Below are 22553 nucleotides of genomic sequence, written 5' to 3' on the forward strand. Positions count from 1 at the left end.
TACTGGTTTTTGATTACTTTTGCACTTCATAAAGATTTACAATGACAAAAAATAAAAAGACATTAATTATTGGGGCTACTGCAAAGCCAGAAAAGGCTGCTTTTAAAGCAATTGAAATGCTTGTGGCCAAAGGGCATTCTGTTCTTGCATTAGGACAAAACGCTGGAGAAGCTGCGGGTATAAAAATAAATACGAAGGCAATTCCAGTTAAAAACATCGATACCATTTCGCTATACATAAACCCTGCGCGTCAAAGAGATTATTATAATTATATCGTAGAAGTCAAGCCTAAACGTGTTTTGTTTAATCCAGGCACTGAAAATCCAGAGTTTTATCAGCTGTTGGAATTAAACAATATAAAATTTGAAGCTGCCTGTACATTGGTTTTGTTGACATTAAATAAATATTAATTGGATCTATTTCCAGCTGTCCGCTATATCTTTTTTATCTCTGAAAAAAGAGAGAAAAAAGGTAATTGCAATAGCAATTCGACCATCTGGGATAACCCATAACAATCAACAGTTTTAAATCAAAGCAATTTGATATTTTGAAATAATTTGCTTTCCCTGAAAAATTGAAATTTGTTTATTTTAAAGTTAAATATTGTCTTTAAAATAGGTTTAATTTTCTAAATGACAGTTTATCAAATTGCTTACTTTTGTACMCATGGAATTTTCTTCAAAATTAATAGAAAAAGCGGTTAATGAAATGGCACAATTGCCAGGAATTGGTAAAAGAACCGCTTTACGGTTGGTTTTGCATATTTTAAAGCAACCCAAAGAGCAGGCTGTTTTTTTGGCTCAAGCGTTGGTCACAATGCGGGAGGAAATTAAGTATTGCAAAAGCTGTCATAATATTTCGGATAAAGAAGTTTGTGAAATTTGTGCCAATTCAGGCAGAAATCATCAAATTATATGCGTAGTCGAGGATATCCGAGATGTAATGGCTATCGAAAATACAGGACAGTTTAGAGGAATTTATCATGTCTTGGGAGGTAAAATTTCCCCAATTGATGGAGTAGGCCCAAGTCAGCTTACTATTACTGCATTGGTAGAGAAAGCCAAACTGGGACAAATCAAAGAGATTATTTTTGCGTTAAGCTCAACTATGGAAGGGGATACAACTAATTTTTACATCTACAAGCAAATAGCCGATTTACCGATAGTAGTTTCAACTATTGCCAGAGGAATTGCTGTCGGAGACGAATTAGAATACGCTGATGAAGTTACTCTTGGCAGAAGTATATTGCAAAGAGTTCCTTTTGAAAAATCATTAAAAACTAATTAAGCTGTTTATTAAGTGCCGTACTTTTTAAATAGTAATCTAAAAACTATATTTGTTATTAAATAAATACGAATGAACAAGCACTTAGTCTATATTTCTTTATTTATCAGTGTATTATTTACATCCTGTATACCAGTAAAAGATTTGGTTTACCTTCAAAAAAAGGACAATTCTTCAAATGAAAATGCAATTACAATGGTGGAGTCTAAGCCATATCGTTTGCAAACGCATGATGTATTGAGTATTAGTATTAAAGCTTCAGATCCAAAACTAGTAACTATTTTCAACCCAACTGCCAGTGGTTCTCCATCAAGCCAATCAGAATCAGGTTTGTATTTTGACGGCTTTACAGTAGATGATCATGGCAATATTAGAATTCCTGTTTTGGGAGAGATGAATGTAATGGGATTTACTTTGGAAGAAGTTCGTATCAGTATTGAAAAACAGTTGTTAGCTGAATATTTTAAAGACGATGCCAGTATTTTTGTAGTCGTAAAATTAGCAGGTTTTCGTTATACTATAAATGGTGAAGTAGGGAGTACTGGAACGAAAACTTTGTTTCAGGAAAAAGTAAATATAATGGAAGCTATTGCCAATGCAGGAGATATTACGACAACTGGTGATAGAAAAGCAGTAACAGTTATTAGGCAGACTCCCAATGGTACCGAAATGAAAGACCTTGATTTAACCAATATCAATGTGATGAATTCACCCTATTATTTTTTACAGCCAAATGACTATATCTATGTAAAACCACTCAGGCAAAAAACATGGGGTACAGGTAGTACGGGAATTCAATCTTTAACAACGATTATTACGCTATTGTCTTTAGTTTCTACCACTTATTTATTGCTTAAAAAATAAAAATCAATCCCCAAAATATGTTAGATATTAAAGATTTTGCAGTTTTTGAAAATGTTCCAAGTTTTGATTTTAAGGGTTTTTTACTTAAAGTATTGAGCTATTGGAGATGGTTTTTAATATCTGTATTTTTAGCCTTAATGATTGCTTATCAGGTTAATATACGCAAAGAAAAAATTTACAGTATTGAAACTTTAATTTCTGCGAAAGAGGAAACCAATCCCCTTTTTACCTCAAGTACTAATTTGGTTTTTAATTGGGGAGGCGCTTCAGATCAAATTCAAACTATTTTAACCACTTTACAGTCTCGTTCTCATAATGAGTTAGTTGTTGATAAATTACAATATTATATTGATTATTTGGTTCAGGGAAAGTATAATCTTATTGATGCTTACGGTGCAGTTCCATTTCATGTAGATATCGATAAAATGCAAGGGCAATTAGCAGGAACTCTAATCGGAATAAAATTTGTAAGTGAAAATGAATATCAAATAAAAATACTTTTCGAAGGATCTTCAGTTTCTGTAATTCATTATTCAGATAATAGTTATGCCAATACTTCTGTTGTTGAAGGAGAGTTTATTAAAAAGTACAAAGTTGGAGAACAAGTATCCTTGCCTTTTTTGAATTGGAAACTGCAAATAAATGACAATCCAGGGCTGTATAAAGGGAATGAATACTTTGTTCGATTTAATGACTTCAATGGAACTGTTTCGGCTTATAGAAATCTGAATGTTAGAGCTGATGATAAAGGGAGTTCAATAATCACTTTGGGAATGCAAGGTACTAATAAGGCTAGAATGGTTGAGTATCTTAATTCTACGGTGAAGATGCTGATGAAAAGGCAATTAGATAATAAAAATTTGTTTGCAACTAATACTATTAATTTTATTGACAGTACGCTTGTTGCAATGGAATCTCAATTAAAAAAAACGGGAGATGAGCTAAAGTCTTTTAGAAAAGGCAAAAACATTTTTGAAGTTGAAGGAAATGGAGGAGTTAAGTTTTCAGATAAAATTCTTGATTTTGATGTTGAAAAGGATGCAGTAAACAGAAAAATAACGTATTATAATTCTTTAAAAGCGTATTTAAAAAATAGTGTGGATTATTCAAAACTTCCGGCTCCCTCGGTAGCAGGAATTGAAGATCCTAATATTGTTGTCAATGTTTCTAAGCTAATAGCACTTTCTACTCAAAGATCGGAAATGGCATATGCCGTAAAAAGTGAAAAAATATTTCGTGATTTTGACAACCAAATGGAAGCCGTTAAGAATGTTTTATTAGAAAACATTAATACAGCCAAAGCATCATTGCAATATGATTTGGCAATAGTTGAAAGTAAAATTAATCAGACAGAAAGTAAAATCAAGAACCTTCCGGATGATCAGCAAGAGCTAATTAAGATTAAAAGGAAATACGATTTGAATGATAATATCTATAGTACTTTTTTGCAAAAAAGAAGTGAAGCAGATATTGTAAAAGCGGCAAATCTATCCGATATTCATTTTATTGATCCTGCAAAAGATGTTGGAGGAGGACTTATAGGACCCAAAACAGGAGTAAATTACATCTTGGCATTATTTCTTGGATTACTGTTGCCGTTGCTTGTAATTACAATTCTCTTTTTTATTAATAATACTATTTACAATCCTGAGGATGTTAGTAAATTGACATCTATACCATTGATTGGTATTGTTGGGGTTGATCCGGATAAAAATAATTTGGCTGTTTTTGATAAACCAAAATCACCATTATCGGAATCATTTAGAGCCATTCGATCATCTCTTCAGTTTTTGTACAAAAAGAATAATGTGGAAGGAGCCAAAACGCTCATGATAACATCATCAATTAGTGGTGAAGGGAAGACTTTTTGTTCTATAAATATAGCGACAGTATTTGCTTTAAGTGAAAAAAAGACAGTAATTGTTGGGATGGACTTGAGAAAGCCAAAACTATTTGGAGAATTTAATTTAGATAATTCTGTGGGAGTTGTGAATTATTTGATTAAAGATAAAAGTTTGAGTGAAATTGTGTATCCGACTTCAATTCCATTTCTAGATGTGATATTGTCTGGACCAATACCTCCTAATCCGTCTGAATTAATTTTGAATGACGGCATGAAAGAATTGATGGATGAACTTAAAAGCAAGTATGATTATATTATTCTTGATACCCCTCCAATTGGTTTAGTAGCCGATTCGCTTGAATTGACACAATATTGTGATGTTACTTTATATATTGTAAGGCAAAACTTTACAAAAAAAGAGATGATAACATTGCTGAATAATAGGATGAGCCGAGGAGAACTTCATAATACAAGTATCATTTTGAATGGATTTGAAAATAAAGCTAAGTATGGAGGAGGCTATGGCTATGGCTATGGCTACGGTAATAATTATTCAAATGGCTACCATGAAGTTGAAAAGAAAAAAGGTTTAATAGAGAAAATTGTGATTAAGAAAAAGAAATAGCTTTCAATTAAAATAATAATGTAATGACTGAAAATAATAGAAATACAATTCTAATTACTGGAGGAGCAGGATTTATTGGGTCTAATTTATGCGAGCATTTTTTATCTAAAAATTATAATGTAGTTTGTTTAGATAATTTTGCAACAGGTCATCGATATAATTTAGAAGATTTTCTTAATAACGATAATTTTGTCTTGATCGAAGGAGATATACGAAATTTAGAGACGTGCCATCAAGCTATACAAGGGGTTGACTATGTTTTGCATCAAGCAGCGTTAGGCTCGGTTCCAAGATCAATAAATGATCCGATAACGACAAATGATGTTAATGTTTCTGGTTTTTTGAATATGTTAGTAGCGGCAAGAGATGCTAATGTTAAACGATTTGTTTATGCCGCAAGTTCTTCAACATATGGAGATTCTTTGGGTTTGCCAAAAGTAGAAGAAGTTATAGGAAAACCACTTTCTCCCTATGCTATTACAAAATATGTAAATGAGCTGTATGCTGAAATTTTCAGCAGAACTTATGGGTTGGAAACTATTGGATTGCGTTATTTTAATGTATTCGGAAGGAAACAAGATCCTAATGGGGCTTATGCGGCAGTAATTCCAAAGTTTGTAATGCAATTGATGCAGCATGAAAGCCCAAAAATTAATGGAGATGGGAATTATTCACGAGATTTTACTTATATCGATAATGTAATTCAAATGAATGAGTTGGCAATGACTACAGAAAATCCAGAAGCAATAAATACAGTTTACAATACAGCTTATGGAGACCGCAATACATTGAATGATTTGGTTGGTTATTTGAAAACATTTTTAACCGAATATGATTCTGAGATTGCAAAAATAAAAATTGAATATGGCTCTAATAGAGCTGGAGATATTCCTCATTCATTAGCTAGCATCGATAAAGCCAAATCAATTTTAGGATATAATCCTAAATTTTCCCTGCAGGAAGGTTTGAAGGAAGCAGTGAGTTGGTATTGGGAGAATCTTAGCAGAAATAAAGAATAGAAGATAAAGATTGATAATATGAAAATTACAAAAATTTGCTGCATTGGGGCTGGATATGTTGGTGGTCCGACTATGGCTGTTATTGCGCAAAAATGCCCTCACATTCAGGTAACAGTTGTAGATTTGAATTCAGACAGAATTGCAGCATGGAATGATGAAAATACTGATAATATTCCAATTTATGAGCCTGGTTTAGATACTATTGTTGCTGAGGCTAGAGGAAGAAATTTGTTTTTTTCAACTGAAGTTGATAAGGCAATAGATGAGGCTCAAATTATTTTTATATCCGTGAATACGCCTACAAAAACGTATGGCAAAGGAAAAGGAATGGCGGCTGATTTGAAATATATTGAATTGTGTGCGAGACAAATTGCAAAAGTTGCTAAGGATAATAAAATTGTTGTTGAAAAATCAACTTTGCCAGTACGCACTGCTGAAGCTATTAAAAGCATTCTTGATACAACAGGGAATGGAGTTCAGTTTCAAATACTTTCAAACCCTGAGTTTTTAGCTGAGGGAACTGCTGTTGAGGATTTGTTGAATCCAGACAGAATATTAATTGGTGGAGATGTTTCAGCTGAAGGGGAAGAAGCGATTCGAGCTTTGGTCGATGTGTATTCGAATTGGGTAGATACAGAAAAAATATTGACTACCAATGTTTGGTCATCAGAATTGTCAAAGTTGACCGCAAATGCTTTTTTGGCCCAAAGAATATCTTCTATAAATGCAATGTCAGAATTATGTGAAAAAACAGGAGCCGATGTTAATGAAGTTGCAAGAGCAATCGGAATGGATAGCCGAATCGGGCCTAAATTTCTTAAAGCTTCCGTAGGATTTGGCGGTTCTTGTTTTCAAAAAGACATATTGAATTTAGTTTATATTGCAAAATCGTATGGATTGAATGAAGTGGCCGATTATTGGGAGCAGGTAATTATTATAAATGATCATCAAAAGCGTCGTTTTTCAAATAATATTGTGCAAACACTTTATAATACTGTTGCGGATAAAAAAATTACATTTTTGGGTTGGGCATTTAAGAAAGATACCAATGATACCAGAGAATCTGCGGCGATATATATAGCTAATGATTTGATTAATGAACAAGCTAAAATTGTGGTTTATGATCCTAAGGTTTCGAGAAATAAAATATTAGCGGATTTGAATTATTTAGAAACTAGAAGTTCGGAAGAAAATAGTAATAGCATTATTACTTTTGATGATCCGTATCAATCTTGTGAAAAAGCTCATGCCATAGCAGTACTTACAGAATGGGATGAATTTATAGGATACGATTGGCAAAAAATATATAACAGTATGCAAAAACCAGCTTTTGTTTTCGATGGAAGAAACATATTGGATAAAGCTGCATTAGAAAAAATTGGTTTTGTATATCAGGCTATTGGTTCATAATTTTTATGATTTGTAGTAAAAAGAATCTTAAATACGACTTTTTGTTATTATGATGCGAGTCACTAAAAATAGTGATTTTTTACTTTTATTAATGATTAAAAAAATAGATTTTTACTGACTATTAGGTATTTATACTTTTAGTTTGTAAAAATCTTTTTTTTGGTTCTAAAGGTTTTTTTTTGACAAAATAGGTTGCTTATTTTTAGTATCTTTGGCAACTCCATTTAGAGGAGAATTGCATTTTGATTATTAAAATGTTATTCTTTGAGTTTTATAATTGGAATTTAAAAGCCAACAATATCATAAGAAGTTGAATAAAGACATAAAAATTGCAGTAATAGGTTTGGGGTATGTTGGTTTGCCTTTGGCTCGATTGTTTGCTACCCAATTTTCAGTTGTAGGTTTTGATATTAATACGTCAAGAGTTAAAGCATTACAATCGGGAATTGATAGTACTCTAGAGGTTGATAGTGAAACTTTGCAAAGTGTATTAGTTCAAAATGGGAGTCATAAAACCGGACTGTTTTGTTCTTCAGAAGTAAAAGATATTGCTGACTGTAATTATTTTATTGTTACAGTGCCTACACCCGTTGATAAAAATAATCGCCCTGATTTAACCCCTTTGTACAAATCTAGTGAGACAGTTGGTTCTGTTTTGAAAAAAGGAGATATTGTTATTTATGAATCTACTGTATATCCAGGAGTTACTGAAGAGGAATGTGTTCCAGTTTTAGAAAAAATTTCGGGATTACAATTTAATATCGATTTTTTTGCAGGATATTCTCCAGAACGGATTAATCCAGGAGATAAGGAGCATACTGTCGATAAAATTTTAAAAATTACTTCAGGTTCTACACCAGAAATAGGGCAAAAAGTAGATAAGCTGTACCAATCCGTAATCATTGCCGGAACCCATCTTGCTCCTTCGATAAAAGTTGCTGAAGCAGCTAAAGTGATTGAGAATTCACAGCGGGATATTAATATAGCTTTTGTCAATGAACTAGCAAAAATCTTCAATCTTTTGGGTATTGACACAACAGCCGTACTTAAAGCGGCTAGTACCAAATGGAATTTTCTGCCTTTTAAGCCCGGTTTAGTGGGAGGGCATTGTATTGGTGTAGACCCGTATTATTTAGCACAAAAAGCCCAAGAAAAAGGGTATCATCCTGAAATTATATTGGCAGGCCGTCGTTTGAATGACAGTATGGGCGAATATGTTGCTTCGCAAGTTGTGAAGCTGATGATTAAAAGAGGGATTTCAATCAATGGAGCTAGTTTGTTAATGTTAGGTATTACCTTTAAAGAAAATTGCCCAGATGTTCGGAACACTAAAATTGTGGATGTAATAAAAGCATTGGATGATTATGGAATTCAAATTACTATTTTTGATCCATGGGCTAATCCAGCTGAAGTGAATCATGAATATGGGCTAAAAACAATAAATGAAAAGCCTAATACGGTTTTTGACGCTGTAGTTTTGGGTGTTGCACATGAAGAGTTTTTAAATTTAAACATCAATTTGCTAAGAAAAGAGAATAGTGTGCTTTATGATGTTAAGGGAATTCTGATTGATAAGGTGGATGGTAGACTATGATAGATTAGATTTATAAAACTAAATAGAAGAAGCTTTAAATATAAAGTTTAGGTTAAAATTTAAAAAGAATTAAATTATGAAAAAAATACTTATTACAGGAGGAGCTGGTTTTATCGGTTCACATGTCGTAAGGCGATTTGTGAATAACTATCCAAATTATCAAATTTTTAATTTGGATGCTTTGACCTATGCTGGGAATTTAGAAAACATCAAGGATATCGAGAACGAATCTAATTACACTTTTGTAAAAGGAGATATTACCGATGAAAATTTTATTGATAATTTGTTTCAAGAACATTTGTTTGATGGAGTGATTCATCTGGCAGCTGAGTCTCATGTAGACCGTTCTATTGAAGATCCTTTGGACTTTGTAAAGACCAATGTGATTGGTACTATGAATTTGTTAAATGCAGCCAAAAAAATATGGTTAGGAAATTTTGATGGAAAACGTTTTTACCATGTAAGTACCGATGAAGTTTATGGTTCACTTGGAGCTGAAGGTTTGTTTACAGAAACTACTCCATACGATCCTAATTCGCCTTATTCAGCGTCCAAAGCAAGTTCAGATCATTTTGTTCGTGCCTACGGTGAAACCTATGGCTTGCCTTATGTAATTACAAATTGTTCTAATAATTACGGTCCTTTCCATTTTCCGGAAAAATTAATTCCATTATTTATTAATAATATTATCAATAATAAGCCATTACCTGTTTATGGAGATGGGAATTATACAAGAGATTGGTTGTTTGTAAAAGATCATGCTGTTGCCATCGACTTAGTATTCCACGATGGGAAAAATCATGAAACCTACAATATTGGTGGTTTTAACGAATGGAAGAATATTGATTTAGTCAAGGTTTTATGTAAAATCATGGATCAAAAATTAGGAAGAGTAAATGGAGAATCTGCCCAATTAATTACGTATGTGAAAGACAGGCCAGGGCATGATTTGCGTTATGCTATTGATGCTACAAAAATAAACACTCAGTTAGGATGGAAGCCGTCTGTAACGTTTGAACAAGGTTTAGAAATTACAATTGATTGGTATTTGAATAATCAAGATTGGTTAAACAATGTAACTTCTGGAGCTTATGCTTCCTATTATGAAAAACAGTATTCTTAGTAAAAATTAGATTTTTAGATTTACTTGTATTAAAATTAAAAAAAAATGAACTGGTACGTAGTTTATACCAAACCCAAATGGGAAAAGAAAGTTGCGGAACGGTTGAATGAAATAGGAATTACTGCCTATTGTCCATTGTTGACTAAATTGAGTCAATGGTCAGACCGTAAAAAGAAGATACAAGTACCAATGTTTAATTCCTATATTTTTGTACAAATTGATGAAAAACAGCGCAATGTTATTTTTGAAGTGCCTGGCGCTATCCGATACCTGTTTTGGTTAGGAAAACCTGCTATTGTAAAAGAAAAGGAAATTAAAATCATTCAAGATTGGCTGAATGAGCCAAATGCCTTTGAGGTAGTGGTTGATAAATGGCAACAAGGGGATAAGATTATATTAGAGTCAGGCCCGTTTTTGGCACAATCGGCAATTGTAAAAGAGATAAAACAGAATCATTATATACTTATTTTAGAATCTTTGGGGTGTATTCTTAAAGTTAAAAAAAAATAGTTTAATCTTTTTATTGACTTAAGTTATTTGTTTAAAAGGGATTGTAAAATAATAATGATTAATTTATTATTAATAAGATTTGAGCCTCAAAAGAACAACCTAAAAGAGGGTATAAATCCTTTTTTTAATATAAATTTGCGAATTCTTAGAAAAATATAAATGTGAGTGAAAAATGGGACTCATAAGGGCGAAGCCGTGCTGATTTTTCTACTAGATAAAATAAATATTTTAAACATCTGTTAAAATACCAACTAGATGTCTTGTAAAATAACTAAGAGTTCAAGTACTATTATTGGCAATGAAATTTAATAATTTCATTGCCCAAAAAATAAATTAACATTAGAAATGAAAAAAACACTTACAGTAATTATCTTTATTATAGCTCTTTTTCAGACCAACTCTGTTTTAGCTCAGGATATTTTAAAAGGAAATGATTTAAGCACAGTAAGAGTAGATTATTTATCGGATGGAGATATCGCTAAAATAAAAGCGCAGTTACAAAGCAATAACGTAACAATTGATCAAGTGGAGTCTATGGCTTTATCTAAAGGGATGAGTGCTACAGAATTTGCTAAGTTAAAAAAACGTTTGTCTCTTCTAGAAGCTCCCAAAGCTGAGGTGGATAAAAAAACGAATAAGAAGAAATTAAAAGATATAGATTCACAAGATGAAGAAGATGATAGTGGAGATACCCAACGTAAACAAGAAAAAATTGAAAACAAGAAAGTAAAAGATAGTTTAAATTCTCTAGTTTTTGGATCAGAATTGTTTGATAATCCTACTTTGAATTTTCAGCCCAATTTAAAATTGGCAACACCTGTGAATTATGTTTTGGGTCCAGGGGATGAATTACAAGTGAGTGTTAATGGAGTGCAGGAGTTTGATGACAGCGTACCTGTAACGGTAGAAGGAAAAGTAAATATTCAATACGTTGGACAAATTTCAGTTTCAGGAATGACTATTGAAGCTGCAACTCAAAAAATAAAAGCTGCCATTTCTAGAATTTATAGTAGTGTACGTTCTGGACAATCGCAGGTTACAGTTAGCTTAAGCCGTATTCGTACAATAAAGATTACTATTATTGGAAGTAAACAACCAGGAAATTATTCTGTTTCTTCTTTAGCAACGGTATATAATGCTTTGTTTTTAGGTGGAGGACCTGGAAAAAATGGGAGTTACAGAAATATTGAGTTGATAAGAAATAATAAAGTATATAAGAATATCGATATTTATCGTTTTTTGGTGAATGGAAACCAATCCGATAATGTGGGATTAAAAGATAATGATGTTATCCGTATTCCAGCTTATATTAATAGGGTTACAGTAGAAGGAGAGGTAAAGCGTCCAGGTATTTTTGAAATGAAAAAAGGGGAAAAATTCTCCGATTTATTGAATTTTACTTCTGGATTCAACGAGTTGGCTTACACGGCATCGGTAAATGTTTTGCAAAAAACAGGAAAAGAATTTAAAGTAGCTGATATACAAGTGGCTCAATATGGCAGTTATCAGCCATTGAACGGAGATGTGTTTCGTGTTTCTAAAATTTTAAACCGTTTTGAAAACCGTATCATCATTAATGGTGCAGTGTTCAGACCGAATACTTATTCTTTTTACCAAGGAATGAGAGTTTTAGATTTGATTCGTCAGGCCGAAGGATTAAAAGAAGATGCCTATCTTAAAAGAGCGAGAATCATTCGGTTGAAAGAAGATTTGACGACTGAAATTGTTAATGTTGATTTATCTAAAGCAATAGCAGGTGATTTGAATGCCGATATAGCTTTAAAAAAAGAAGATATAGTTACAGTCTATTCTATTTTGGATTTTAGGGAAGAATATAAAGTAACGATTGATGGTGAAGTAAAAAAACCGGATGTTTATGATTATCAGGATAATTTAACGTTGAATGATTTAATTATTGTTGCAGGTGGCTTGACGGGTTCAGCATCCAAACGTGTTGAAATAGCGAGAATGATTAAGGCTGAAGATATAGATGATTCTAATCCGAACAAAGTTGAATTGTTTAATATTGAAATTACTCCAGATTCGAATGAACAATCAATTAATTTTGAACTGAAACCTTTTGATGTAGTTAATATTAGACGAATGGCAGTTATTGAGAAACCTGAGATGATAACCATATCCGGATCGGTTTCCTATCCTGGAAAATATGTTTTGGCTAATAAAAAGGAGAAGATTTACAATGTTATTCAAAGAGCTGGCGGGCTTACATCGTTGGCAAGTTTGAACGGAGTGAAAATAAAAAGACCTATCAAAAAAAGTCAGATTGAAGATTTAGAGAATGTAAATTTAAATTTGGGTAAAAAAGACAGTATCCAAAATAAATTGAAAAAGAAATTAAAAGAAGATTTAAAGTATGCAACTATTCCAGTTGATTGGGAAAAAGTTGTCAGAAATCAAAATGGAAACGCAAATGTAACTTTACAGCCTGGAGATGAAATCGAGGTTTCTGCTTTCAATGAGACTGTAAAAGTTGCTGGAAATGTCCTTTTGACTTCAGAGATTCCATATAAAAAAGGTAGAGGATTTAATTATTACCTTGATGCTGTTGGAGGGTTGGATGCTAAAGGTTGGAGAAACAAAGCGTATGTTATTTACCCAAATGGAGAAGCTGCAGTAACACGTAGGTTTTTATTGATTAGATCTAGTCCAAGAGTAGAGGCTGGTTCTCAAATCGTGGTGCCTGAAAAACCTGAGACAAAGAAAATGTCTACTGGTGAATGGGTAAGTATAGGAAGTGTTATTACAAGTTTGGCACTGTTGATTGTCACTTCATTTAAATAGTTTTCGGTTATCTATTTTTGGTTGTGAATTATGGTCTTGGGTTAAAAGGTTAAAGAGATTTAGAGAATAGAATAGAGAAGGCAAAGGTTGAATAGTGATTCAGAAATGAAACTTACATAAAAAATGAACGAACAAATTCGTAACGACGAAATATCCTTAAAGGAGTTACTGGAAAAAGCAAAAGAGTGGTATGCTTATTTATTGTCTCAATGGAAAATTATTGTATTAGTAGGAGTATTTGGTGCTACTTTGGGACTAGCTTATTCTTTTATCAGAAAACCAATTTATACAGCAACATTAACATTTGCATTGGAAGATGAAAAATCTGGAGGCGGATTGGGAGGTGCTCTTGGGTTAGCCAGTTCTTTCGGCATTGATTTTGGAACTGGAGGTGGAAGTATTTTTACAGGTTCCAATTTGACTGAATTGTTTAAATCTCGCAGAATGGTCGAGCAAACTTTATTAACTCCGATTATAGTAAATGGAAAAGTGATTTCTCTGGCTGAAATGTATATTCAAAACAATGAGTGGAGAGATAAGTGGAATGATAATCTTAAATTCAAAAACGTTCAATTTTTACCGAATACTAAACGTAAGTATTTTACACGGGTACATGATAGCATTTTGGGAGAAATTTACAAAAATTTATCTAAAAATTCTTTGTCTGTAGCTCAAAAGGATAAAAAGATATCCATTATATCGATGGACGTAGCATCAAATAATGAACTGTTTTCTCTTAGATTTTGTGAAGCTCTAGCAAAACAGGTAGGTAAATTTTATGTTGATACAAAAAGTAAAAAAGCACGTATGAACATGGAAATTTTAGAGCATCAAGTCGATTCTGTTCGTACTGAATTGAATGGTGCTATTACCGGGGTAGCTGTAGCTAATGATAATACATTTAATTTGAACCCGGCTCTTAACGTTCGCAGAGCTCCTTCGGCCAGAAGACAAGTGGATGTACAAGCTAATACCGCTATACTTACAGAATTAGTAAAACAATCAGAATTGGCTAAAGTGACATTGCGTAAGGAAACCCCATTAATTCAGGTTATTGATAGGCCTATTTTGCCACTGAAGAAAGAAAAATTTGGTAAGGCGGTTGGGTTGTTATTAGGTAGTTTTTTGGCAGGATTTCTGGCGATATCAGGATTGATCGTAAGAAAAATATTTAAAAGCATATGAAAGTATTAATTACAGGTGGTGCGGGTTTTATTGGTTCCAATTTGACGGAATATTTTTTAGATAAAGGTTATGAAGTTGTTTGTCTTGATAATTTCAGTACAGGATATAGACACAATATTCAATTTTTTTTGAAAAATTCTAGGTATTTGCTTATTGAAGGGGATATATGTAATTTATTAGATTGTCAAAAGGCAGTTAATGGTGTAGATTATGTTTTGCATCAGGCTGCATTAGGATCAGTACCTCGTTCAATTAATAACCCAATTGCAACAAATGATGTCAATGTCAGTGGTTTTTTAAATATGCTTACTGCTGCTCGAGATGCAAAAGTAAAAAGGTTTGTTTATGCAGCGAGTTCATCTACTTACGGTGACTCACAGGGTTTGCCAAAAGTAGAAGACATAATTGGAAAACCATTGTCACCATATGCTATTACTAAATATGTTAATGAATTATATGCCGATATCTTTTCTAAAACCTATGGAATTGAAACCGTTGGGTTGCGGTATTTTAATGTTTTTGGAAGAAGACAAGATCCCCAAGGTGCATATGCAGCGGTAATACCAAAGTTTGTAATGCAATTTATGAAGTATGAAAGTCCAATAATAAATGGAGATGGTAATTATTCAAGAGATTTTACATATATCGACAATGTGATACAGATGAATGAGTTAGCTATGATCACTCAAAATGTTGAGGCGATTAATACGGTTTATAATACTGCATACGGGGACAGGACAACTTTGATACAATTAGTTAATTTATTGAGAGATCATTTATCTGCTTTTGATGCTAAAATAGCTGATGTTGAAGTTTTACATGGACCTAATAGAGCTGGTGATATTCCTCATTCTTTGGCTAGTATTGCTAAAGCTGAAATGTTACTAGGTTATAAACCTCATTTTTCAATTCAAGAAGGTATAAAAGAAGCGGTCTCTTGGTATTATAATAATTTGAAATAAAAAATCAGTTTATTTAAAGTTGATTTTGATATAAAAGATGGATTTTGCATGAAAAAAATAGGTATTATTGGATTAGGTTATGTTGGACTTCCATTAGCAAGATTATTTGCTACTAAGTATCCTACGGTTGGATTTGATATTAATAAGACCAGAATTTGTGAGCTAAATAATGGACATGATAGTACTCTTGAAGTAGATGATTCTATTTTACAAGCTGTTTTGAAAAATCAAATTTTAGATCAAAATGGATTGTATTGTACAGATGATTTAGAAGTTTTAAAAGGTTGCAATATTTATATTGTTACAGTGCCAACACCCGTAGATAAAAATAATCGCCCTGATTTGACTCCTTTGTATAAAGCAAGTGAAACAGTTGGTAAAGTTTTAAAAAAGGGAGATATAGTAATTTATGAATCAACAGTATATCCTGGCGTTACTGAAGAAGAGTGCGTCCCTGTCTTGGAAAAAGTATCTGGATTGGAATTTAATGTTGACTTTTTTGCAGGATATTCTCCAGAAAGAATTAATCCAGGGGATAAAGAACATACCGTTGAAAAAATTTTGAAAGTTACTGCAGGTTCAACGCCCGAAATTGGAATTATAGTTGATGAATTGTACAAAAGTGTCATTATTGCTGGTACTCATTTGGCACCAAGCATTAAAGTAGCGGAAGCGGCCAAAGTTATTGAAAATTCACAACGTGATATCAATATAGCTTTTGTTAACGAATTAGCTAAAATATTTAACTTAATGAATATTGATACTCAAGCAGTATTGGAAGCGGCGGGAACAAAGTGGAATTTTTTGCCATTTAAACCTGGTTTAGTAGGAGGACATTGCATCGGCGTAGATCCCTATTATTTAGCACAACGAGCTCAGGAATTTGGTTATCATCCCGAAATTATATTGGCTGGGCGTAGATTGAACGACAGTATGGGAGAGTACGTGGCTTTGCAAGTGATAAAATTAATGATCAAAAAAGGGATAGCTATAAAAGGCGCTAATTTATTATTGCTTGGAATTACTTTTAAAGAAAATTGTCCAGATGTACGTAACACTAAAATTGTTGACGTGGTAAAAGCTTTAAGCGATTATGGAATTGAAGTTACTATATTTGATCCAATGGCAAATCCTGTAGAAGTTATGCATGAATACAGTTTAAATACGACAAGAATTATTCCAAATGATAAATTTGATGCTATAGTTTTAGGCGTGGCTCATGATGAGTTTTTAAAGTTAAATGTGGGTGATTTTCAAAAAGAATTAAGTGTTTTGTACGATGTGAAAAACTTTATTGGAAATTCGGTTGATGGCAGATTGTAGGATTTTTTTAAAAACTAGAGGATAATTATATATGGCTTTTTTTGGTAAAAATTTAATTGCAAATTATTTAGGTAGAATATGGTCATCAATTTTGTCTATTGCTCTCATACCTGTTTACATTAAATTTATAGGAATCGAGTCATATGGTCTAGTTGGTTTTTTTGCTACTCTAACAAGTGTTATGGGGTTACTTGATTTGGGTATAGGAGATACCTTGATTAGAGAAATTGCCCGAAGATCAGTAAATAAAAATCAAGAAAAAGAGCAAAGAGATTTGGTAAGAACCTTGGAACTCATTTATTGGGGTTTAGCTTTATTAGCTGGATTGTTTATTTATTTATTTTCTTCTTTTATTGCAAATTCATGGATAAATTCAGAGACGATACCTTCGTCAAGGATTGTTTCTTCAATTCAGTTGATGGGAATTTCCTTAGCTTTCCAGTTCCCTATCTCTTTATATCAAGGAGGGTTAATGGGATTGCAAAGACAGATTCTTGTTAATGTAATTAATGTAATATTGTCAACTGTTCGAGGAGGAGGGTCTGTTTTGATGCTTTGGCTTGTAGCTCCGAGTATTGAGGTTTTCTTTCGTTGGCAGGTTTTTATGAGTTTTATGGGTAGCGTCTTATTTTTTTGTTCAATGTGGTTTTCATTGCCGAAATCGAAGCAGGTTGCGAGATTTGATATGCAAATTATTAAAGATATTTGGCGATATGCAGCTGCTATATCAGCTAATGCTTTGCTAGGTATTATTATGTCACAACTTGACAAGGTCATATTAAGCAAAATGTTGACTCTTAAAATGTTTGGTTATTATTCGATAGCAGCTACAGTTTCTTCAGCAATTTGGATGATTATTATTCCTTTTAATGTTTCTATATTTCCTAATTTGGTACAACTTTATGAAAAAAAAGATATGATTCAACTAAGAAGATTTTTCCATACTTCTTCACAGTGGCTATCTTTAATTCTTTTTCCGGTTTGTGCTATCATTATTATCTTTTCGGAGCAAATATTGACATTATGGATGGATGATCCTCTAATTGCAAGTAATAGCTGGTTGATTGTAAGTCTCTTGGTTTTTGGTACAATGTTGAATGGAATTGTATCGTTGCCGGCCAATAGTGCTCCTGCCTTTGGATGGCCATTGTTAATAACTTATACTAATTTAGTACAAGTGTTTTTAATTGTCCCTTTGATTATTTTTATGGTTTATTGGCTTAAAGGTGTAGGTGCTGGAATTGCGTGGATTATAATGAATAGTACTTATGTTGTTTTTATGGTTCCTTTTTTCTTTAAAAGATATTTTTCTGAAGAGAAAAAGGAATGGTATTTAAATGATATAGTATTGCCCGGAATAGTTTCTTTTGCCATTTGTATTATATCGTGGATAATCTATCCAAACTTAGGTTCTCATATTTTTACTTTTATCTGGATTCTGACGACTGGTGTGATTTCATTTATAGCAACAGGCCTATCACTAAGTTGTGTACGTGTTGTCTTAATTAAATATATTTCATCTTTTTTTAATATAAAAATCTTTAGATAAATGAACTTTTTATTTAAAACAAAGATTAATAGACTTAGAGAAATTGGATTTTCCGAATTTTTATTTCATCTTAAATATCGGATAAAATATGCATATAAGATGAAATTTGGTTATTTTGTTCATAAAAGGGCTATACTTGAAAATAAGAAACTAATTATAATAAAAAAGTACGTTGAAATACAAGAGTATGTTGTAATTAAAACTTATAGAAACCGTGTTGAGATTGGGAAGTGTACACAAATTAATCCATTTACTGTTATTTATGGTGGTAATGGTGTTTATATTGGTGATAATGTGATGATTGCACCACATTGCATGATTGCTTCTGGAAACCATGATTATAAGCAACTCGACAAGCCTATGCGACATGCTGGTGATTTGTCAAAAGGGCCAATAGTGATTGAAGATGGTGTTTGGATTGGAGCAAATGCTACAATAACGGACGGTGTTACAATAGGGCATAATGCAGTTGTTTCTGCAAATAGTGTAGTTACTAAAAATGTAGCTCCTTTTGATATTGTTGGGGGAGTGCCGGCAAAAGTTATTTCAAATAGAATAGATGCTTCATTAAATAGAAAGTTAAGTGTTGAAGAAAGGTTAGTGTATATTAATTTATATAAAGAAAAATACGAAATAGATTAATTAAATTATGATTATTATCCAGCAGAACGGTGGTTTGGGGAATCAAATGTTTCAGTATGCTTGCGGGAAAGCTTTAGCTTTTAGACATCAGACTTCATTAATTTTAGATTTGTCTTTTTTGAAAGTAGATGTAGTTATTGAAGGAACAACAAAGCGTTCTTTTGAATTGTTTGATGTATTTAGTATTAATGCAAAGAAAGCCCGAACTGAGGATTTAAAAAAGTTAAAACCAATAGTATATAAAGTTGCTAATGTGTTAGCTTTTAAGTTAGGTTTTAATGGAATTCAAATGTCAAAGTATTTTATAGAAAATAAGTTTTCATATAATTCAAATATTAAAATAGTTGGAAAAGATTGTTTTCTGTCGGGTTATTGGCAGAGTGCAAAATATTTTGATTCTATTGAATCTTTGATTCGTTCTGAGTTTACTTTTTGTAAACAATTAGATGATAAAAATTTAGAAATAGTAGACTTGATAAAAAAAACGAACTCTGTTAGCTTACATATACGAAGAACTGATTTTCAGAATGCTATTTCTAATACTCATGGTGTTTGTTCGTTGGATTATTATGAGAAAGCTGTTAAATTTATTTCAGATAAATTAAGAGATCCTCATTTTTTTGTATTTTCAGATGATATAAATTGGGCGAAAGAAAATTTGATATTGCCATATCAAATTACTTTTATATCTGGAAATAACGGCGGTAAATCTTATATTGATATGCAGTTGATGAGTGTTTGTAAGCATAATATAATAGCCAATAGTAGTTTTAGTTGGTGGGGTGCTTGGTTAAATTCAAATACATGTAAAATTGTCATTGCGCCAAAACAATGGTTTTCTAATGAAATTCTCAATAAACAAACAAATGATTTAATACCAGATGAATGGATAAGAATGTAGTACTGTCTCGACCTGCCATATCGATTATTGTACCAGTTTATAATGTTGAGAAGTTTTTAGAAAGATGTTTAGACTCAATTTTTAAGCAACAATTTTCAAATGTTTTTGAAGTAATTGCTGTAGATGATTGTTCAACAGACAATAGTCTTTATATACTTAAAGAGTATCAAAAGCGCGAAAAAAGACTTATTGTAATAGAACATGAAGTAAATAAAAAGTTGTCTTGTGCGCGTTCAACAGGAATTTGCGTTTCAACTGGTGAGTATATAATGCATGTGGATTCAGATGATTGGTTATTATCTGGTGCTTTAGAGAACTTATACAAAATAGTAAATGCAAATTCAGCTGATGTTGTGGTCTTTAATTATTTGCGCGAAAATAGCTTGGGTGTGCAAACTAAGATTGAACCCATTAAGACGAATAAAGTGGTTTCTGGTAAAAAAGAGGTTTTAAATTTGTTTGAAGGGGCTTGCTGGAATAAAATTGTTAAAAGAGAATTGTTAGATGATATTATTTATGGTAACGTTGGATTGAATTCCGAGGAAGATTTAGTATATTCTATTGAAATTCTTTTGAAATCAAAGGCTATATATCTTTCTAAAGCAATTCATTATGTTTATTTCGATAATTCAAGTTCTATAACAACTACAATAAGTCCAGTTAATTACTTGAGACATCAAGATGTTGTTTTAAGCCAATTAGAATTAATCTTTTTAAAATATAAGCCAGAGCAATATTTTCTTGATTATTTTCTTGACTATTTTGAAAAATGGATTTATTTATCAATAGCAAAAATGCATTTTTGGAATAAAGAAGATTCCAGAGTAGTATATGATTTATTAGAGGATTTTCAAAAAACAGCTATTATTTCAAAATCAAGAATTCATATATTGAAATTTGCTATAGATAATAAGATAAAATGTTTGCTAGAAGTAAAAAAGAGATTTGGGCTTAAAACGGCTTTATCTATATATTTGAAATCACTTAACAATTAAATGTTTTTATAGAAATAAATTAAGTATGTGTGGATTAAGTGGATTTGTAGATTTTACGAAGAAAAGTGATATTGAAATTTTGAGCGAAATGGTATCTACATTGACACATAGAGGGCCTGATGATAGTGGAGGGGAACTCTATGATTTAGAGTCTGTAAATGTGGGTTTTGGGCATAATAGATTATCAATTATAGATCTTTCTAAAGCGGGGCATCAACCCATGAATTATGACAAATATAGTATACTCTTAAATGGTGAAATATATAATTACTCAGAAATTAAGAATGAGTTAATTATATTAGGGCATAAATTTGTATCTGAAACTGATACTGAAGTGGTTTTGCATGCTTTTGCCGAATGGGGCGAAAATTGTGTGAAAAAGTTTATCGGGATGTTCGCATTTGTCATATTAGATAGAAATTTAAATGAATTAACTATAATAAGAGATAGGGCAGGTGTTAAGCCATTATACTATTACTGGGAAAATGACTTGTTACTATTTGCTTCTGAATTAAAAGCCTTCCATAAACATCCTAGTTTTATTAAAAAAATCAACAAAAATGCTGTATTTCAATATTTTGATTTTGGGTTTATTCCCGCACCCAATTGCATTTTTGAGAATTGTAAAAAACTGAATCCAGGACATATACTTAAATTGAATCTGGAATCTAAGAGTATTAAGATTGATAAATACTGGAATGTTGTCGATGCTTATTTCTTGCCAAAATCGAATGTTTCTTATGAAGTAGCTTCAGACGAATTGGAAAAGTTAATTCAGTCTGCCTGTGAATATAGAATGGTAGCCGATGTGCCTGTAGGTGTTTTTTTGAGCGGTGGAGTTGATTCATCATTAGTCACAGCGATATTGCAGAAAAACAGGAGAGATACAAAATTAAAAACATTTACAATTGGTTTTGCAGATGGAACAGATGAAGTCCCTTTTGCAAAAGAGATTGCTAAGCATTTAGGTACAGATCATACAGATTATTATTGTACAACTAAAGAAGCACAGGATATTATTCCAACTCTCCCATTTTATTATGACGAACCTTTTGCAGATAGTTCAGCCATACCAACCATTTTGGTTAGTAAATTAGCAAGAAATGATGTTACTGTAGCTTTGTCTGCGGACGGTGGTGATGAAATATTTGGTGGATATACTTATTACAATACCTATCTAAGTAATATTAAAACACTTTCAAAATTACCTAAATTTTTATTCAAAATTTCAGGTAAGACTTTAAAGTTTTTGAGTTTTTTTCTTAAAGATTTTAAACTGAAAAGAAAGTTTATTGCTATCTCGGATGTTTTACAACAGGGTAAGAATAATCTTGCGCAAAATTTACAAAAAAGTTATTTTTTAATTGAGAAGAGTCAAGTTAACGAATTGTTGAACTTTCAAAGAAATGAGGAGAAATTAATTTTTGACCTTGATTTTTCAAAGTGTAATGATAATTTATCGGCGGCGCTAGCAATTGATTATTCATTTTATATGCAGAATGATATATTAACAAAAGTGGATAGAGCGACAATGGCAGTTGCTTTAGAAGGACGTGAACCTTTTTTAGATCATAGAATAATAGAATATGTAGCCCAGTTACCTTCTGATTTTAAAATAAAAAATACTCAAAAAAGAATTCTGAAAGATATCCTTTATAGGTATATCCCTAAAAATTTAATGGATCGCCCTAAAAATGGTTTTGTTATTCCAATAGATTCTTGGCTTAAAAAAGATTTGGCATTTTTATTAGATGAGAACCTAAATGAACATCGTTTATCTGAAGTAGGTATATTTAACATTGAATATGTAAAGAGATTAAGGATTGATTTTGATAAAAATAAATTAGAAAATTCAACCATGATATGGAAGTTGCTTCAATTTCAATTATGGTATAAAGAATGGATGGTTTAATTTAATGACT

18 protein-coding genes are annotated in these 22553 nt (G+C 32.0%); all 18 read left to right on the top strand.

Translation table 11 applies throughout. The features are described 5' to 3' along the window. Positions 1 to 41 precede the first annotated feature (41 nt). The 18 genes from AC1DVP_RS09375 to asnB all read left to right on the top strand — a co-directional run bounded on the left by AC1DVP_RS09375 (position 42) and on the right by asnB (position 22543). A complete protein-coding gene (locus AC1DVP_RS09375; protein WP_477183213.1) occupies positions 42 to 410 on the top strand; it encodes a CoA-binding protein in 369 nt (122 codons plus the stop codon). Between the two features lie 256 nt (positions 411 to 666). Beyond that, positions 667 to 1287 (top strand): recombination mediator RecR, encoded by a 621-nt coding sequence (gene recR, locus AC1DVP_RS09380; protein WP_477183214.1) that lies wholly within the window; start codon positions 667 to 669, stop codon positions 1285 to 1287. Between the two features lie 69 nt (positions 1288 to 1356). Then, the gene (locus AC1DVP_RS09385; RefSeq protein ID WP_477183215.1) at positions 1357 to 2148 is read left to right on the top strand and encodes a polysaccharide biosynthesis/export family protein; all 792 of its coding nucleotides are present in this window, start codon (positions 1357 to 1359) and stop codon (positions 2146 to 2148) included. 17 nt (positions 2149 to 2165) lie between these two features. Continuing rightward, positions 2166 to 4616: a polysaccharide biosynthesis tyrosine autokinase gene (locus AC1DVP_RS09390; protein WP_477183216.1), complete on the top strand. Its 2451-nt coding sequence runs from the start codon at positions 2166 to 2168 to the stop codon at positions 4614 to 4616. A gap of 23 nt (positions 4617 to 4639) precedes the next feature. Further along, positions 4640 to 5635 (top strand): SDR family oxidoreductase, encoded by a 996-nt coding sequence (locus AC1DVP_RS09395; RefSeq protein WP_477183217.1) that lies wholly within the window; start codon positions 4640 to 4642, stop codon positions 5633 to 5635. A gap of 18 nt (positions 5636 to 5653) precedes the next feature. Then, entirely contained in the window at positions 5654 to 7045 is a 1392-nt protein-coding gene (locus AC1DVP_RS09400; protein WP_477183218.1) for a UDP-glucose 6-dehydrogenase, read from the top strand. Positions 7046 to 7355: 310 nt separating this feature from the next. Then, on the top strand, positions 7356 to 8639 hold the full coding sequence (locus AC1DVP_RS09405) for a nucleotide sugar dehydrogenase (RefSeq protein ID WP_477183219.1): 1284 nt from the start codon (positions 7356 to 7358) through the stop codon (positions 8637 to 8639). 76 nt (positions 8640 to 8715) lie between these two features. Then, a complete protein-coding gene (gene rfbB / locus AC1DVP_RS09410; protein ID WP_477183220.1) occupies positions 8716 to 9762 on the top strand; it encodes a dTDP-glucose 4,6-dehydratase in 1047 nt (348 codons plus the stop codon). Positions 9763 to 9807: 45 nt separating this feature from the next. Continuing rightward, positions 9808 to 10272, top strand: coding sequence for a UpxY family transcription antiterminator (locus tag AC1DVP_RS09415; protein ID WP_477183221.1), 465 nt, complete (start codon positions 9808 to 9810; stop codon positions 10270 to 10272). 345 nt (positions 10273 to 10617) lie between these two features. After that, on the top strand, positions 10618 to 13074 hold the full coding sequence (locus tag AC1DVP_RS09420) for an SLBB domain-containing protein (protein WP_477183222.1): 2457 nt from the start codon (positions 10618 to 10620) through the stop codon (positions 13072 to 13074). Positions 13075 to 13197: 123 nt separating this feature from the next. Next, positions 13198 to 14259: a Wzz/FepE/Etk N-terminal domain-containing protein gene (locus AC1DVP_RS09425; RefSeq protein ID WP_477183223.1), complete on the top strand. Its 1062-nt coding sequence runs from the start codon at positions 13198 to 13200 to the stop codon at positions 14257 to 14259. After that, the gene (locus tag AC1DVP_RS09430) at positions 14256 to 15221 is read left to right on the top strand and encodes an SDR family oxidoreductase (RefSeq protein ID WP_477183224.1); all 966 of its coding nucleotides are present in this window, start codon (positions 14256 to 14258) and stop codon (positions 15219 to 15221) included. The genes AC1DVP_RS09425 and AC1DVP_RS09430 overlap by 4 nt, the downstream gene beginning before the upstream one ends. 48 nt (positions 15222 to 15269) lie before the next feature. Continuing rightward, complete coding sequence (locus AC1DVP_RS09435) at positions 15270 to 16544, top strand: nucleotide sugar dehydrogenase (protein WP_477183225.1); 1275 nt, start codon at positions 15270 to 15272, stop codon at positions 16542 to 16544. Between the two features lie 31 nt (positions 16545 to 16575). Further along, complete coding sequence (locus AC1DVP_RS09440) at positions 16576 to 18093, top strand: lipopolysaccharide biosynthesis protein (protein ID WP_477183226.1); 1518 nt, start codon at positions 16576 to 16578, stop codon at positions 18091 to 18093. Continuing rightward, positions 18094 to 18735, top strand: coding sequence for an acyltransferase (locus AC1DVP_RS09445; protein ID WP_477183227.1), 642 nt, complete (start codon positions 18094 to 18096; stop codon positions 18733 to 18735). Between the two features lie 7 nt (positions 18736 to 18742). Continuing rightward, positions 18743 to 19636 carry an alpha-1,2-fucosyltransferase gene (locus AC1DVP_RS09450; RefSeq protein WP_477183228.1) on the top strand — a complete coding sequence of 298 codons (894 nt, stop codon included), beginning with the start codon at positions 18743 to 18745 and terminating at the stop codon, positions 19634 to 19636. Then, entirely contained in the window at positions 19621 to 20631 is a 1011-nt protein-coding gene (locus AC1DVP_RS09455; RefSeq protein WP_477183229.1) for a glycosyltransferase family 2 protein, read from the top strand. The genes AC1DVP_RS09450 and AC1DVP_RS09455 overlap by 16 nt, the downstream gene beginning before the upstream one ends. Before the next feature lie 25 nt (positions 20632 to 20656). Then, on the top strand, positions 20657 to 22543 hold the full coding sequence (gene asnB, locus AC1DVP_RS09460) for an asparagine synthase (glutamine-hydrolyzing) (RefSeq protein WP_477183230.1): 1887 nt from the start codon (positions 20657 to 20659) through the stop codon (positions 22541 to 22543). Positions 22544 to 22553: the final 10 nt, after the last annotated feature.

It is taken from the genome of Flavobacterium sp. P3_A6 (assembly GCF_056403035.1).